The organism is Ruoffia sp. FAM 20857 (assembly GCF_045528645.1).
Taxonomy (GTDB): domain Bacteria; phylum Bacillota; class Bacilli; order Lactobacillales; family Aerococcaceae; genus Ruoffia; species Ruoffia halotolerans.
The window spans coordinates 1-14,620 of sequence record NZ_JBGQRB010000049.1; the positions used below are offsets into that span (position 1 = coordinate 1).

Annotated in this window: 15 protein-coding genes; 2 read left to right on the forward strand and 13 right to left on the reverse strand. The window is 35.2% G+C overall.

Features of this window, described 5'->3' with window-relative positions; translation table 11 throughout:
- Window positions 1-159 precede the first annotated feature (159 nt).
- Together ACEN4N_RS09725 and ACEN4N_RS09730 are read right to left on the reverse strand one after the other, a co-directional pair.
- Entirely contained in the window at window positions 160-660 is a 501-nt protein-coding gene (locus ACEN4N_RS09725; RefSeq protein WP_407090733.1) for a YtxH domain-containing protein, read from the reverse strand.
- Between the two features lie 28 nt (window positions 661-688).
- Entirely contained in the window at window positions 689-1,279 is a 591-nt protein-coding gene (locus ACEN4N_RS09730; RefSeq protein WP_407094154.1) for a DUF948 domain-containing protein, read from the reverse strand.
- Window positions 1,280-1,466: 187 nt separating this feature from the next.
- Between ACEN4N_RS09730 and ACEN4N_RS09735 the strand changes: the two genes are divergently transcribed.
- A complete protein-coding gene (locus ACEN4N_RS09735; RefSeq protein WP_407090735.1) occupies window positions 1,467-2,333 on the forward strand; it encodes a mechanosensitive ion channel family protein in 867 nt (288 codons plus the stop codon).
- 39 nt (window positions 2,334-2,372) lie between these two features.
- Here ACEN4N_RS09735 and ACEN4N_RS09740 read toward each other — a convergent pair whose 3' ends face one another.
- The 11 genes from ACEN4N_RS09740 to zapA all read right to left on the reverse strand — a co-directional run bounded on the left by ACEN4N_RS09740 (window position 2,373) and on the right by zapA (window position 13,314).
- Window positions 2,373-2,891, reverse strand: a complete 519-nt coding sequence (locus tag ACEN4N_RS09740) for a YfcE family phosphodiesterase (protein ID WP_407090736.1) — start codon at window positions 2,889-2,891, stop codon at window positions 2,373-2,375.
- Complete coding sequence (locus tag ACEN4N_RS09745; protein WP_407090741.1) at window positions 2,869-3,486, reverse strand: XTP/dITP diphosphatase; 618 nt, start codon at window positions 3,484-3,486, stop codon at window positions 2,869-2,871. Before ACEN4N_RS09745 ends, ACEN4N_RS09740 begins: the two co-directional genes overlap by 23 nt.
- Entirely contained in the window at window positions 3,476-4,318 is an 843-nt protein-coding gene (gene racE / locus ACEN4N_RS09750; protein ID WP_407090737.1) for a glutamate racemase, read from the reverse strand. The genes ACEN4N_RS09745 and racE overlap by 11 nt, the downstream gene beginning before the upstream one ends.
- Window positions 4,319-4,514: 196 nt before the next feature.
- Entirely contained in the window at window positions 4,515-5,792 is a 1,278-nt protein-coding gene (locus ACEN4N_RS09755) for an ABC transporter permease (protein WP_407090738.1), read from the reverse strand.
- Window positions 5,785-6,693, reverse strand: a complete 909-nt coding sequence (locus ACEN4N_RS09760; RefSeq protein ID WP_138403963.1) for an ABC transporter ATP-binding protein — start codon at window positions 6,691-6,693, stop codon at window positions 5,785-5,787. Before ACEN4N_RS09760 ends, ACEN4N_RS09755 begins: the two co-directional genes overlap by 8 nt.
- Window positions 6,694-6,825: 132 nt before the next feature.
- Window positions 6,826-8,508, reverse strand: coding sequence for a hypothetical protein (locus ACEN4N_RS09765; protein WP_407094155.1), 1,683 nt, complete (start codon window positions 8,506-8,508; stop codon window positions 6,826-6,828).
- Window positions 8,509-8,529: 21 nt separating this feature from the next.
- Window positions 8,530-9,375 carry a pyridoxamine kinase gene (locus ACEN4N_RS09770; protein WP_407094156.1) on the reverse strand — a complete coding sequence of 282 codons (846 nt, stop codon included), beginning with the start codon at window positions 9,373-9,375 and terminating at the stop codon, window positions 8,530-8,532.
- 172 nt (window positions 9,376-9,547) lie between these two features.
- The gene (gene trxA, locus ACEN4N_RS09775; RefSeq protein WP_138403965.1) at window positions 9,548-9,856 is read right to left on the reverse strand and encodes a thioredoxin; all 309 of its coding nucleotides are present in this window, start codon (window positions 9,854-9,856) and stop codon (window positions 9,548-9,550) included.
- A gap of 95 nt (window positions 9,857-9,951) precedes the next feature.
- Entirely contained in the window at window positions 9,952-12,318 is a 2,367-nt protein-coding gene (locus tag ACEN4N_RS09780) for an endonuclease MutS2 (protein ID WP_407094157.1), read from the reverse strand.
- 83 nt (window positions 12,319-12,401) lie between these two features.
- Complete coding sequence (locus ACEN4N_RS09785; protein ID WP_138403966.1) at window positions 12,402-12,953, reverse strand: CvpA family protein; 552 nt, start codon at window positions 12,951-12,953, stop codon at window positions 12,402-12,404.
- A 22-nt stretch (window positions 12,954-12,975) separates the two neighbouring features.
- Window positions 12,976-13,314, reverse strand: coding sequence for a cell division protein ZapA (gene zapA / locus ACEN4N_RS09790; RefSeq protein WP_171031264.1), 339 nt, complete (start codon window positions 13,312-13,314; stop codon window positions 12,976-12,978).
- A 156-nt stretch (window positions 13,315-13,470) separates the two neighbouring features.
- Here zapA and rnhC point away from each other — a divergent pair, with 156 nt between their 5' ends.
- Window positions 13,471-14,427: a ribonuclease HIII gene (gene rnhC / locus ACEN4N_RS09795; protein WP_138403968.1), complete on the forward strand. Its 957-nt coding sequence runs from the start codon at window positions 13,471-13,473 to the stop codon at window positions 14,425-14,427.
- The last annotated feature ends 193 nt before the right edge of the window (window positions 14,428-14,620 follow it).

Below are 14,620 nucleotides of genomic sequence, written 5' to 3' on the forward strand. Positions count from 1 at the left end.
TTAGAGACCGTATTTTACTTATGACGCGATTATATGTCCCTCAGACAAATAAAAAAGATCAAGCAACAACCTATGCTGCTTGATCTTGATTAAAATGAGTCATCAACCCTATTTGACAAAGAGCCATTAAATTAATGTATCACTCACATTAGTAATAAATTATTTATTTACTTGATCTTTCACGTTATCAACAGCGTCTTCAGTTGACGCTTTTACATGTTGTGCTGAGTCACTTACATCGTCTGCTAAGTCTTCAGCTTCAACAGTAATTGTATCTCCTAAGTCTTCTGCATCTTCTTTTAATTTTTGTGCATCTTTACTTAATTCATCTTTGGATTCGTTCATGTCGCTTTTTACACGATTCCATTCTGTTGATGCTTCTTGCCGAATATCGTCAAATTGAGATTTAAATTGATCCGCTGAATCTTTTAGATTTACTTTAATATCTTCAGTTGTTTCATAGGCAGCATCATATAATTCAACACCACGTTCTACTGCATAGTCTGTATATTCCCCAGCACTATCTAAAAACTGGTCAACTTCTACAGCAATATCACGACGTAATTCTTTCCCTGATTTTGGTGCGTATAATAAAGCAGCAATTCCTGCTACTGAAGCGCCAAATAATGCTCCTAAGAAAAATCCTCCATTTTTACTCATTCAAATCATCCTTTCTATTATCATTCTTTTAGTTTTTTATTGTTATTTCTCCAGCTGTCTTTGATGCTGGTTTATTTTTAATATCAAATAATTCTGATTCATATAATTCTTTTTCTAATGAATCTACCGTTGGTACAGGTGGTTTTGGTTTAGTCACCGGACGATTCGACGTTTCTGTTCTGGGTGATGGTGCCGCTTCTCCTGCTGAAGGTCGTTTGCGTGCTACTCCCTTAGCCGAATTTACAAATTTTTCGATAGGTGATTGGCGTTTCTTCCCTACCCCTTTCAATAAATTTGAAGTCATATTTTTAGTTGAATCATTTAAATCAGATACAGATGTACCTAAATCTCCGATAGCAACAAATAATGGATCTGTTTTACTTAATTTACCATTTACGTCGTCAACTAACGTATTCGCTTTGTTCAATAACCCCTCAACTTCGATCGATAGATTATCTACGTCTTTTGTTACGACATCAATAGTAGTATTTAGTTTTGCCACCGTTTCGTTTACATCTTTTAAAATTTGTGATAATCTTGATAAATTTAAACAAATAAATACAACTAATACCACAAATGCAAGCGCTGCAATAATTCCAGCTAATTCTCCTATTGTCATACTTCTAACTCACTCCTTCCCTGTTCTTATAGGATAAATATATCATTTTTAAGGATATTGTACAAATAATTGGATACATATTCTGAGAGTTTTTTTATTTATATTTTTTGAAGTATTAGCCTACTCGTGCAAAAAACTATATAAACCATGCTAATTCTGTTATATTTTAGTAAAGGAGTGTGATAATTTGGCGATCGGACAATTAAACTTAGAAGCAATTCTAAGGAATTTTATGCCAGAAGAAACATCTGAGAATATTATTTATTTTGGAACAATATTATTGCGTTTAATAATCATTACGATTATTTTTTTAGTCGTGAAATACATTATCGAATCATTCTTTAATGCGAACCCTGCAGGTCGTATTAGCATTAGAGGAAAGCAATCACCCCAACGAATTAAGACTATTAATACCTTACTTCGTAACTTTTCAATGTATATTTTATACTTTCTATTTATATATTATTTACTCACAGCTTTAGGTTTTCCTGTTGGAACGTTATTAGCTGGTGCTGGGATTGCTGGGGTTGCGATTGGTCTTGGTGCCCAAGACCTGATCAATGATATGATTAATGGTTTCTTCATTATCTTTGAGAATCACTTTGAAGTGGGAGATTTTGTGCAAATTCCAGCGGAAGAAATTACTGGTACAATTGAGGATGTTGGTATACGTACAACAACCATTCAGGCAGCTAGTGGGGATAAGTTTTATATTCCCAATAGCCTAATTACAACGGTTAACAATAAAAGCCGTAGTACGCGTCAAGTTACGATTGAAATCCCAGTAGCAGACGAAACTGAATTTAAAACTTTTGAAGCAGAAATGGAAGATATAACTCAAATGATTTATGAAAAATACAATGAAGTCATGCGCGATGAACCTACCATTGTTGGTTTCGTTCGTGGAGTTGATCAAACATTCAATTACCGTATTGCTTTTACTGTAGCAACGGGAGAAGATTATATGCATACAAGTATTTTCTATCGTGAATATTTATTTGCTCTACAAGAACAAGATTTCAAAATTCCAAGTTCTGTTTACGACGAAACATAATAAAAAAATGCGATGAGCTTAAAAACTCATCGCATTTTTTTATCTTGGATAGGTGTGTGTTAATTCTTCTAGTAGTTTCATATCCTCATCATAGAACGTCACTTCATATTCATCATTAGTTACATTAACAATCGCATATGTTTTATATGGATGAATCCCTCTTGAATTATTTAAACTACCTGGATTAACTAATAGTAATTCATCATCAATCAATTCACTCTTTAATTGATGCGTGTGACCATGAAACACAAAGTTCGCTCCGCGCTCTTTAGCTAATTCAATGACAGCGCTGTTTGTACGATTAACACTTTGAACGTGTCCATGTACTAAGTACACTTTTCCTTCTGGTGTGTCGATGATTTGTTCCATTGGATAATATTGATTCCCGTCCATATTCCCTTCTACGGCACCATCAATTAATTCCCAAATAGAATCATCTTGTTCGAACTCTGAATCACCTAGATGGAAGATATAATCCACTGTTGGTCTGACTTCTTTAACAATGTCATATACTTTTTTCCAACGTCCGTGATTGTCACTTAAAATCATCATTTTCATAAATATCCAGCTCCTTCATCCATTTATCTATTTTTTTCTTTAATTCTTGCATTGCTTTCGCTCTATGACTTATTTTATTTTTTTCTGTAAGGATCATCTCTCCAAATGTCTTTTCTTTCTCAGGATAATAAAATAATGGGTCATAGCCGAATCCATCGTCGCCACTTAATTCTTTGAGAATATAACCTTGAGCTTTTCCTTCAACCACTAGACTTTCATTATTTGGATAAGCTAATACTAATACCGATTGAAAGTATGCCTGGCGGTCTTTCCCTTCAAAACTTGCCATCTCGGTTAATAATTTCTGATTATTTCGTTGATCATCTTTCGGTTCGCCGCTGTATCTTGCACTATATACCCCCGGTTCGCCGTTTAATGATGGAACAACTAAGCCTGAGTCATCGGCTAAAGCAATGACCTGTAATTCATTGGCAATTGTTTCAGCTTTCAAACGCGCATTTTCTTCAAATGTTGTTCCAGTTTCTTCAACTTCTTCAACGTCAGGGTAATCTAATAATGATTTTACTTCGATATCAGTGTTTTTGAACATCTCTTTAAATTCTTTTATTTTCCCTTGATTATGACTAGCTATCATAACAATCAACGATAATCTCTCCTTTTATATCACATTCTTGAACTTTGAGTTCGGGTTGCTTTAACCATTGACGGACGAATGTTTCAAATTCCGAAGCATTGCCTGTCGTATAAATTGCTTGCGTTGCTGGTGTGAGTGCTGCTTCTTCTGCGGTACGACTTAAACTAAAGTAGTCGAGTAAGGTACTCACTTCATTAATCGTTTCAACCCCAGAATCAATCAAAGTAACCTCTGGTCCCATGACCTTTTGAATCTTGTCAATCAGTAAGGGATAATGTGTACATCCTAGAACAAGGCTATCTACTTTCGCCTCTATTAAGGGTTCTAATCGATGATTTATAATATCAAGAGCTTCGTCCGTTTCAATATTTTGAGACTCAACGAGTTCAACAAATTCAGGACAAGCGATACTCGTAATATTGAGTGTGTCAGCTTTTTCAAGCATCACCTCTTCATACATATTACTATTAATTGTTCCTTGGGTTCCGATGACACCGACGTGTCCGCCGGTCGTATTCTTAATAGCTGTACGACAACCAGAATGAATCACACCAACAACTGGAATAGCTAATGTTGCTCGAATCTCTTCTAACGCAGCTGCTGTCCCTGTATTACAAGCAATGACAAGCATTTTGATGCCCTTTTCGCGTAAGTAATTCGTCATCTGCCATATATATCGTTTAACTTCTTGTAATGATCTCGGCCCATAAGGTGCACGTGCACTGTCACCTAGATAGATGATTGATTCATTAGGTAGTTGTTTTAAACTCTGCTTTACAACCGTTAAACCACCAAACCCTGAATCAATAAAGCCAATGGGTAATTCTTTCATACTTTCATCTCTTTTCTAATAGTACCGTATTAATAATATCACATCGATATTAAGTGGAGTGAATAAATCGCTCCGAAAGTAAACAAATAATTATTAACTTATAGTATAACGCTGATTACAAAATAATGCTAAAAAATGTGCCTAAAATTTTACAAAAAAACAACCCGTGTGACTGGATTGTTTCTTTAAACACATTCTATTTACTTGCTCTTTCACTTTTCCATAAGGCAAATGAACGCTTGAAGGCATTCACCATCCCTTTATCACTATAGATTAGAACATTGCTCTTATAGAACAGAAGTGAGAACCAAAGTACAAAGGCCATAAATAAGACGGAAACCACAATTGAAATGGCGATTTCAGTTGAACTTACAGTTTCTGCAGCGACTCTAAACGGCATGATAAATGGTGTAAATAATGGGATTTGCGATGTAATTCGAACTAAGGAATTATTCGTTGAATTCAGTGCAAACATCCCAACATAGAAACCACCTAGAGCTAAGAATATAATCGGTGTAATCATCTTATTAACATCTTCAGTCTTAGATACTAATGAACCTAAGAATCCGGCAAGAACAGTATAAATTAATATACCGCTGATGGCATAGACGATACCTAAGATAACAACATTACTACTACCTTGTAACAGTTCACCAATATTTAACCCCTCAAAAGAATCCAGTAGATTCAATTGACGTAAAACAAAAGAAATTAAGAAATACAAACCAATATAAATAACGACTTGAGTCAGTATCACTAATAATATCCCTATCAATTTCCCTAGGAAGTGAGCGGTAGGTGATACACTGGAAAGTATAATTTCCATAATTCTCGACCCTTTTTCAACCGCGATTTCTTGAGAAATAATACTCACATAATTCATAATAAATATGAATACAATAATTGAAACAGCATAAGCAATCCCAATCCTTACAAACATCACAGGATCTTGAGCAGATTGTTCAACGACTTCACCGGCCTCATTCCTACTCACGTTAATACTATTAATCGATACGGCTGTATCTTGAATTTGAGTTAATTGTTCACCGGTCAAGCCCATTTCTTCCGCTGAATTGACGAAATTATATTGACTTAAGGCTTCTTCAAAAGGTGCTAATGAAATATCTTTGCTTGTAGTTTTGCGGTAATACATTGGATTAGAAACATCATCTCCAAATATTAAATAACCGTCTATGTCATCGGTCTGTAAAGCTTCATCTGCTTGACTACGATCAAAATCATATTGTATTTGATTTCCAGTATTAACTTCTTCAATAATCTCTTGGACTTCAGCATTCGCATCAATCACCGCAATATTACCCACAGATGAATCTAACTGACTGCTGCCGACGAAATAACCAATAGCTAACACAACACCTACCATTATAATTGGTGAGACAATCATCCAAAAAAATGACCAAGATAGGACATTTTTTCGATAGACTTCTTTAATTATAACTCCTAATCTATTCATGAATGGCTTCACCTGCTTTCATCTTAAATATTTCCTCTAATGTCGGTGGCTGTTGACTAAACTTCGGTAAGTATTCACCTTTAGAAATTGTTTTAAATAAAGGTTCACCATAAGATGCATCCTCGAGTTTCAATGTATATTGATTTTTTCTCGTTTCCTTCACATCGATGACCCCTTCTAATTCTTTGAGTTCTTCAAGTGTCCAATCAGGTGTTTCTATATAGATAAATGTTCTTCCAAAGCTTTCTCTCACTTCATTAATTTCACCATACAATAATTGTTTTCCGTGATGAATCATGACTAATTTATCACAAATCTCTTCGACATTATTCATATTATGACTTGAGAAGATGATTGCACTACCCTTTTCTTTCAAGTCTAAAATGCCTTGTTCTAATAACTCAGCATTCACCGGATCGAGTCCACTAAAGGGCTCATCTAAGATAACTAATTTAGGCTCATGAATTAACGTCGCAATGAGCTGGACCTTTTGCTGATTCCCTTTAGATAAAGTTTTAATCTTATCTGTTCGTGTTCCTTTAACGTCAAACTTTTTCATCCATTCATCGATTTTATTATCGATATCATCTCTTTGCATTCCACGCAATTGGGCGAAATAGGTGATTTGTTGTTCGATGGTCATTGTTTCATATAATCCACGTTCTTCTGGTAAATAACCGATATTATCATACAAATTATTGCCCAATTTTTCGCCGTTCCAGTTAACCTTACCGTCTTCTTCTGGAGTTAAAAAATCTAAAATCATTCGAAAGATTGTCGTTTTACCAGATCCATTTTGGCCAATCATTCCTAGAATTATTCCATCCTCAATCTCAAATGATACGCCATCGACTGCTCGTAAATCGCCAAAGCTTTTCACTAAATTGCTTACTGTTAACATAATAACCTCCTTTAATGGTTTAAGTATATCGAACTCATATTCATATTCCAAATTATATTCCTTATCATAATTAAGTAAAAAGACCCACATATTTTCAAATATGTAGGTCCTGTGTTTAATTTATAATAATGTTTACCATTCAATTTCTCTGACTTCTCCAGACTCTGTAGCTGTAAAGTCAACTTCTGTTCCTGCTTCTAAAAACGGTAAGTAATCATTTAATGAGATATCAGCTTTATAAACTGTTCCATCAAATGTAAAGTAATAAACCGTATTTCCTTCGACAACAACCGCTTGAACAGCATCCACTTCTCCTGTAAATTCATTCAAGTCATCTTCAGTTTCGATTTCTTCAATGTCTAATGGATTATCAACTGCGTAAGCTTGCATTAATTGAGACACACTTGATTCGACATAAACACTTTGATAGTTTTGAACATCAACTAAAGCATATTCTTTAATTAAGCCGGAATTATCTTTCAATGTAAGGATATACATCGGATTTCCATTAATGTTTATAAGTAATGGGAATGTCGCTGTGTAGCTTGTTTCTTGAACACTACCTTCCGCTGAACGCATTGCTGAGAATTCTTCAGCTGCACTTAGAGGATACATTTGGGCTTCTTTTGTTCTTAAGTTTACTAACACGAAACCAATATTCGACTCATCCGCCGCTACGGATGTAATACCTGTATACAGATATAAATCATCTCCGATTGGTAAATATGTATATCCCGCTGTTGGTTCTGTCACTCCTTCTTGAGCAAATAGTGAGTTAAAGAATCCGTTACGGTAGTGACCTTGCATCGTCAATTGATGCATAATTAAATCTGCACCATACACTCGATCGACCCAACTTGGTATTTCTTCTAAAGAATACGTATTTGTTTCACCAGTCGTCGCATTCAACACAATGACACCATTTACTTCTGGCTCTCTTATAAAGAAATTACGCGTATATGTTGAAGCGATATAAAAAGGATTTCCCTCATCATCAATTTCAAACGTTGGTGCTTCAAATAATGCAAATGGATTTGAAAAACGTAATTTACGCATGACGTCTCGGTTTAAAATTTCTGAGTGACTATAGCGAATAGGTTCAGGTGGTGTTTGTAATTGAACCTCACCCGTGACATTATCAACTTGGATATAATGTGGAATCCCTGTTTGAAAATTATTTAACCAACGGAAGAAACCAGCATATTCTAGTGGTGATACACGGTAAGGAGCGGAATCAATTGTAATTTGTGTATAATCTTCAGCTACTTCAAATTGAGAAACAAGTTCTGTTATATTACCTAATTGTCTATTCCCCAATCGTTCAGCCGTATCACGGTCAACTAAAGGAATTTGATTGATATTTGTCTCAGGAAAATCTTCTTCGAAAGAAGCTTGATCCACTGTAATCATATTTGAATACCCATCCGAAAAGAATACAGGTGATAAGACTAAGTAAGTAACCACACCAATAACTAATAAGATTGGCCATGGGTACACTAATAATTTATATTTCAGAGAGAATTTTGGCATACTAAAGCCAGTTTCACCGTTTTTAAGTTTAGAAAATGTTTTTACACTATCTGCTAACAATTCAATAATTAAAACACCAGCTGCAATAAGGAATAAGAAAATCCAAAAATCAAGTGAAGCATAATGTAATGGCGGAAGCATAATATAGTAGTAAAGAGCTATTAAAATCACTAGTATAATATATAAATAACGTACTTTCCCTCCACTTAATTTATTTTTGGACATCCTGTTTTGGAAAGAATCTTTCCACTTCCTGTTGTTAAATGTATCAGTTACATCTTTCATTAAAAAATTCCTTTCTATATTTTATTGTGGGAAGAATTCCTTTAAAGTTGGCTCGAAATAAATTCCCCATTTGATATCTCGATTCAAGGCTAACGTATTGTCTAATGATTGCTCAATAATGCTTCCTGTCTTCACTAGAGACTCTTCAATGGAAAGCCCTCTACTATACCAAACCGTTGTCGAACTCACGACAATATCTCCGGTACCAAAGAAATGTTGCGGATAATATCTATGCATCAGTAACTTTTGGTAATCATTGTGTCCTCTAACATAAAAGCCTATTTGATCTGGCATTTTATCAGGTAAACGAACGCCAGTAATAGCCACATGCTTCGCACCATACTCAATTAATTTAAGACTCACTTTATCTAACTCTTCAACCGTCATCGATTCTGAGTAAGGCGTATTCGTAATAAAGCAAGCTTCTGTAATATTTGGAAAGACAATATCCGCTTCTTTCATTAAAGCTGAGAATTTTTCGGCGATTTTGTGGTCAAAACCGGGATAATATTTCCCATGATCAGCCATAATCGGATCCATTAACAAGATTAGTTCTGGATTCAACCGTTTCTCCTCACGATAATATTGGGTAAATAATTCAATTTGCTCTGTCGTTGAAAAATACCCAGTCATCATGACATCAAAATGGATGTCATTTGCCTTCCAAACTTCAACCGTTCGTTTGAAATCTTCATTCATTTCATGACGAATAATATTGGCATAACTTTCCCCTGTTTGGGTTGATACAAACATTGTAGGAAGAATGGATACTTCCAATCCACCAGCGGATAATATTGGAATGTTTATATTTGCAGCTACTTTACCTGCTCCTGGAATATCATTTACGACTAAAACTCTTTTTGACATCTTTTCATCCACCTCTCACATCAATTATAGTCTAGTTTTCCTTATATAACTAGAGGGAATTCAAGTCCCTTTTGACTTATAGAAATACTATCAGTATATCTCATTTTTCTCAAAAATCAAAAAAAGCATTCACCTTAAAAGTAAGATGAATGCTAAAATCTAATCTATCTATTTATATGTACTGATTTAAAATCTCAGTCAAACGGGCTTTGTCGTGGTATCCTACTAATTTTTCAACAACTTCGCCATCTTTTTTGATTAAAAGTGTTGGAATTGACATAATTCCAAATGATTGAGCTGTCTTAGGTTCGTCGTCTACGTTCATTTTGTAAAATTCAACGTCGTCCATTTCTTCAGCTAATTCATCCACGATAGGTGATTGCATACGACATGGACCACACCAAGGTGCCCAAAAGTCCGTTAAGGTAATCCCTTCATCTGTTTTTGCATTAAATTGATCATCAGATATTGCTTGTGTCATGTTTACATTCCTCCCTTTTCATAAAACTATTATAACATCTCATAGTATTGAAGACTATCTAATTGCTCAAATACTTATTATAATGATTAAACTTATTATTTAAAATAAACAATCGTTGACCCATCGCCACCTGCGTTTGGTGGTGAGTATTCAAAGCGATCGACTTGCGGATGCTCTTTAAGTGCTTTTTGAACACCGTTTCTTAAAGCACCTGTCCCTTTACCATGAATAATTGTTACCATTGGATGATTTGATAATAAGGCAGAGTCCAAATACTCTTCTAATTTGGATAAGTCCGCATCATAACGTTGGCCACGTAAGTCGAGTGTCGTTTTAACTTTTGATCCAACATTTCTTTGGACGTTTACTTTCGTTGGTTTTTCAACTTTCTTAAGTGGTTCTAAATCTTTCTCGGCAATTTTCATCTTTAATATTCCCATTTGAACAACGTATTCATCTTTTCCAGATTGTTCAACAATAGAGCCTCTTTGGCCATATGAAAGAACTTCTACGTCATCACCAGGTTTAAGTTTCTTCTTCTCTTTCGCACGTTTAAGCACTTTATTCTTCTTAAGTTCTTCTGGCAATTTCAAGTCATCAAAGGATGATCGCTTATCAATAAGTACATGTTCTTTAATCGTATTACTTTGTCCTTGTTCGAGTTGTAATTCTCTTATTTCACTTAATAGTTTTTCTGCTTCATCCTGTTTCTCGCGCACGAGTTCATTAGCATCTCGCTTCGCCTTTTCAACGATCTTACTCTTTTGCTCTAACCAGCGATTGTATTCGTGTCGTAAATCTTTATGTAATTGTTCTGCATCATCCAGGAACTTCTCTGCTTTCATATGATCTTGTTCAGCTGAACGGCGTTCAAATTCAAGATTAGCCACCATCTCGTTAATGGATTGATCATCTCTAGATACACCTTCTTGAGCAGTTTGAAGAATCGTATCTGGCAGTCCCAAACGTTTAGAAATTTCGAGTGCGTTAGATCTACCCGGGACACCTATTAATAAGCGATATGTCGGTGATAATGTGTCCGAATTAAATTCCATACTCGCGTTAATTGTGTCCTTAGCATCATTGGCATATAATTTCAATTCAGGATAGTGAGTCGTTGCCATAATGGTTGTACCCATTTTTCTAAAATGTTCAAGAATCGCCATCGCTAATGCAGCACCTTCTTGCGGATCCGTCCCTGAACCTAACTCATCAAATAAAACTAAAGATTCATGCGTCGCATCGTTAATAATTCTCACATTGTTTGTCATATGACTCGAGAACGTACTTAAACTTTGTTCAATCGATTGCTCGTCACCGATATCGGCATAAACATTATCAAACACACCTATTTGACTGCCAGCTTCAGCTGGAATATGTAAGCCTGATTGTCCCATCAAATGCAATAGGCCTAACGTCTTAAGCAAGATAGTCTTACCACCCGTATTCGGTCCGGTAATAATTAAAGCCTTATATTCTTCTCCAAGTAAAATATCGTTCGCAACGATATCTTCGGATGCAATGAGCGGGTGTCTCGCTTGCCATAAGGCAACGATTAAATCTTTTGATAAGATTGGCTTAGTCGCGTCAATTTCACGGCTATACCCTGCTCTAGCTTGAATAAAGTCTAATTGAGCTAACATCTCTTGATTTGTTCGAATTTCATTTGTATATGGCATTAAGCTCTGTGATATTTCATCCAGAATCCGTTCGATTTCTTTTCGCTCAGCAACTTTTAATTCCGCTAAACGGTTATTTAAATTTACCACGCTTTGTGGTTCCATATATAAAGTCTGCCCAGAGCTACTCTGATCGTGGACTGTTCCGCCCATTTGATTACGATATTCTGCTTTCACCGGAACAACATAGCGCCCGTTACGAATTGTAATTAAAGTATCCGTTAATTGATTCGCACGACTCTTTAAAATTTGATTCAATTGATTTCGCACTTGTTGTTCTGTATTGGATTGATTTCTTCTTATAGATGCTAATTGACTCGATGCCGAAGATAAGACACTTCCATCTTCATCAATGGCATTATGAATTAGCTTCTCAACTTCTGGCAGATGAATACAACGATCTACCCAGGCTTGTAATGCCGGGAAATATTTCTCATCATCAGCTAAAATTTCAAAGAATTGAATGACTTGCTTCGTTGACGTTAACAACTTACCAACTTCTGCGAGTTCTCTACCATTGAGACTGGCACCTAATTCTAATCTCTTTAAAGGTTGATCCAATGATCGTAACCGGGGTACCGGAATAAGACGATCCTGCAACAATAGATTCAGTGACTGCTCAGTTTCATCTTGCCACTTTTGAATCGTTTCGTAATTATTCGATGGTTTCATATTAGCTATCTTACTCTGAGCAAGTTCTGTTTGAGTATATTGTTTGATACGTTGACGTACTTTGTCGAATTCTAATGTGTCAAAAATCTTCTCATTACTCACAGAAAACATCATTCCTTTCTATCTCTTACTATCAACTATATATTATAACAAAAAAAGTGTCCCTATGCCATTCATAGGAACACCGCTATTTCTTAAGAAAATGGATTGAAATTGAACCAAGTTTCTGCAGCAAAGTTTGAGAAAAATGGCGTATTCGACACTATTTGATAAGCTATCGGATTATCAACAAACTGTTGTTGTATAAATTCAATCGGAATCAGTGATAGAACGAATAAAAAGAAAAAGACAATAACATAGGTAATTAAAACGTTCACTACGCCACCACCAATAGCATTTAAATGGTTGAGTAAATCATAATACATGACACGAGTGAATAATAAAGATAAAAAGTTAGTAATAACCCAACCAATTAAACCGATGAGGATAAAAGTTATCACTCGATAGAAAGCTTCATCAATAAAAAAGCTCGTTGCTTCATCATAGAAAGCTAAATCTGTATCCGGTTGAACTGAGGGAAATGGTATGAGCATTTCGACAATCTCAGATAATGGTTGAAAATAACGTGTCGCAAGTACAAAGGTAATAATATACCCAACTAAACGAATCAGTTGTAATACTAAACCTCGACGATAGCCTGTATAGAAACTAATAAGTAAGGCAATAAGAATAATAATTGTTAACATAGCATCTCTCCTATCTGACTAATCACTCACGCTCATATGGTACTTGATGCGAATTACTTTGATCTCTTCTCGAATAATTCGGACGTGTTGATTGCTTAGATTCTATTTGTGTCTTTAATTGTTCAATCTCTTCCTCTAGCTCAAGAATTTGTTGTTCTTTCATAAGCTGATCCGATATAGCATTTACCGACATTAAGATACTTCGATCTTCATTATTTAACTCCGGTGTCATTTCAGTTAATTGTTGTAGTTGATTATTTACAATATCAACCACTGAATTTAAATGTAGAGCCGATTTTTGACCCACAATCGTGTATTCTTTTCCTGCAATTTTTGCTTTAAATCGTAAATTCCGTTCCATCATTACTCATCCTTTTCAACTGCTTATCTTATTTTACCAAATTTTTGTTATAAATTCATTTTTATCTTAAATAGTCTTACATTACTCAAATCTATTTCACAATTTGCCTAATGTTCATTATAATATATCACAGAACAATCGAAAAGGATGAAGTGAATGGCCTCAGAAAGTATAAAAGTAAATAAAGCAACCTTTAACAAAATGCACGAACATTACAAGAATAATTTAGTTGATCCAGTTCCTTACAGTGAATTTCGTGCCAAAGTAGGATCGACAACGATTACTGGTTATACAAGTGGAAAAGTACTCTTTCAAGGAAATGATAGCCACGTTGAGTTAGCTAAATGGCAAAATAATCATTCAGCAACATCCTCAACGAGCTCAAAAACCAAAAGCAATACAAGTCCATCAGCTTCAGGTCTTCCAGAAGGCTTTGCTAATTGGCCAATAATCGGGAGTGATGAAGTTGGTAATGGTAGCTACTTTGGCTCTTTGACTGTCTGTAGTGTTTATTTATCACCAAGTCAATTTGATTTGGTTAAATTATTAGGCGTAAAAGATTCAAAACTCCTGAATGATAAGGAAATTGTAAAAATTGCAGAAGAGCTAAAAATGTCCGTACCCTATCACCTAACAGTCTGTACGCCTGAAAAATATAATCAAGGTATTGAAAAAGGGTATAATGCAGTGAGTATTAAAGTGTCGTTACATAATTTCACTATCGGAAAATTATTAAATAAATTGAATCCAGAGCAAAAAGAGGAGATGCGTGGTGTATTAATTGATCAATTTACGCCCGCAAATAACTACTTTAAGTACTTACAAAAAGAACAACATCCAATTAAAGATGATGTCTACTTTGTCAAAAAAGGAGAAAGTCATCATTTAGCAGTCGCAAGTGCGTCAATTATAGCCAGAGCTGCTTTCTTAGAATCCCTTGAAACACTCGGAAAACCATTTAATAAAGTATTGCCGTCTGGTGCAGGCAAAGCCAGTGATGTACTTGCTGCTCAACTCATTAAAAAACATGGTAAAAGTGTCTTAGATAAAACAGCTAAATTGCATTTTAAAAATACAAGTAAAGCTCTTGAGCTAGCCAAAAAAATCAAATAAAATAACGAGGAGCTGGGAAAAACTCAGTCTCAGTATAAAAAACCACCCATTTATTGTGAAAAATAAAGGTTCATGAATTTTTGATGTTGGTGGACCGAGGAGCCAGGTGACGCAGTCACCTTGGCTCTTTTTTTATTCCTATGTTTAAGTGTCTCTCTATGCAACGATAGTTTGTGTTGTGTTCTCATCTTTA

Coding starts and splice junctions, on each gene's coding strand:
- ACEN4N_RS09785 (WP_138403966.1), bottom strand. CDS start 12,953: ATGTTAACAATTATTATTCTTATTGCCTTACTTATTAGTTTCTATACA.
- ACEN4N_RS09745 (WP_407090741.1), bottom strand. CDS start 3,486: ATGATAGCTAGTCATAATCAAGGGAAAATAAAAGAATTTAAAGAGATG.
- ACEN4N_RS09740 (WP_407090736.1), bottom strand. CDS start 2,891: ATGAAAATGATGATTTTAAGTGACAATCACGGACGTTGGAAAAAAGTA.
- ACEN4N_RS09725 (WP_407090733.1), bottom strand. CDS start 660: ATGAGTAAAAATGGAGGATTTTTCTTAGGAGCATTATTTGGCGCTTCA.
- trxA (WP_138403965.1), bottom strand. CDS start 9,856: ATGACACAAGCAATATCTGATGATCAATTTAATGCAAAAACAGATGAA.
- ACEN4N_RS09755 (WP_407090738.1), bottom strand. CDS start 5,792: ATGAATAGATTAGGAGTTATAATTAAAGAAGTCTATCGAAAAAATGTC.
- ACEN4N_RS09770 (WP_407094156.1), bottom strand. CDS start 9,375: ATGTCAAAAAGAGTTTTAGTCGTAAATGATATTCCAGGAGCAGGTAAA.
- zapA (WP_171031264.1), bottom strand. CDS start 13,314: ATGGAACGGAATTTACGATTTAAAGCAAAAATTGCAGGAAAAGAATAC.
- rnhC (WP_138403968.1), top strand. CDS start 13,471: ATGGCCTCAGAAAGTATAAAAGTAAATAAAGCAACCTTTAACAAAATG.
- ACEN4N_RS09765 (WP_407094155.1), bottom strand. CDS start 8,508: ATGAAAGATGTAACTGATACATTTAACAACAGGAAGTGGAAAGATTCT.
- racE (WP_407090737.1), bottom strand. CDS start 4,318: ATGAAAGAATTACCCATTGGCTTTATTGATTCAGGGTTTGGTGGTTTA.
- ACEN4N_RS09730 (WP_407094154.1), bottom strand. CDS start 1,279: ATGACAATAGGAGAATTAGCTGGAATTATTGCAGCGCTTGCATTTGTG.
- ACEN4N_RS09760 (WP_138403963.1), bottom strand. CDS start 6,693: ATGTTAACAGTAAGCAATTTAGTGAAAAGCTTTGGCGATTTACGAGCA.
- ACEN4N_RS09780 (WP_407094157.1), bottom strand. CDS start 12,318: ATGTTTTCTGTGAGTAATGAGAAGATTTTTGACACATTAGAATTCGAC.